The 936-nt window shown below is 51.9% G+C and carries 1 protein-coding gene; it reads right to left on the reverse strand.

The features are described from left to right. The coding region (locus I6E84_RS14050) for an Ig-like domain-containing protein (RefSeq protein ID WP_197218633.1) at positions 1 to 936 on the reverse strand (936 nt) is incomplete at both ends.

Raw genomic sequence — 936 nt, forward strand, 5'->3', positions numbered from 1 at the left:
AGGCGTTACAGTGATGGTTTCTGTAGCGCTGACCGATGTCGTGCCATCGGTGATGGTGTAGTCAAACTCGACTTCACCATTAAAGTTGGCATCAGGGGTGAAGCTGATGACACCTGCGTTGTCTATGTTCACTACGCCGTTTGGTACGTCAATGCTTTGAGCCACACCTGGGGTTAAGGCGGTGCCATTAATGTCAGTGATACTGAGGGTGTCACCATCCAAGTCACTATCAGCGATGCCAGTAGTAAGCGGTGCTAGTACTACGGTGCCGTCTTCTTCTACGGTATATGCATCATCTACTGCCACGGGCGCATCATTCACAGGGGTGACGGTGATGGTTTCTGTGGCGCTCACTTCTGTCGTGCCATCGGTGATGGTGTAGTCAAATTCGACGTCGCCATTAAAGTTGGCATCAGGGGTGAAGCTGATAACACCTGCGGTATCTATGTTCACTACGCCGTTTGGTACGTCAATGCTTTGAGCCACACCTGGGGTTAAGGCGGTGCCATTAATGTCAGTGATGCTGAGGGTGTCGCCATCGAAGTCGCTGTCAGCGTTTAGTGGGTCAAGCACTACGGTGCCGTCTTCTTCTACGGTATACGCGTCATCTACTGCCACAGGTACGGTTGGTGGATAGTCAACAACGATGGTGGCTGGGTTAGATGGCTCACCTGTGATGTCAGAGACTACATAGTCTACTGGCGTTGGATCTTCTGTGAAGCCTGACTCTGGGGTGAAAGTAACGGCGCCAGTGGTTGGGTCAACTTCCCATTCACCTTCGCCTGGTACGGTTAATGTTGTCACTTCAGAGCCATCAGCCGGATCAATGAGCTTGACGCTGGTTGGGTCTATGTCGCCATCAGGGTCGGTGTCGTTACCCAACACGTCAATCAATACGGGCTGGTTTAATGGGCCTGATCCTACGTCATCTACTGC

Source organism: Psychrobacter sp. SCQQ22 (genome assembly GCF_015864605.1).
Taxonomy (GTDB): Bacteria; Pseudomonadota; Gammaproteobacteria; order Pseudomonadales; family Moraxellaceae; genus Psychrobacter; species Psychrobacter fozii.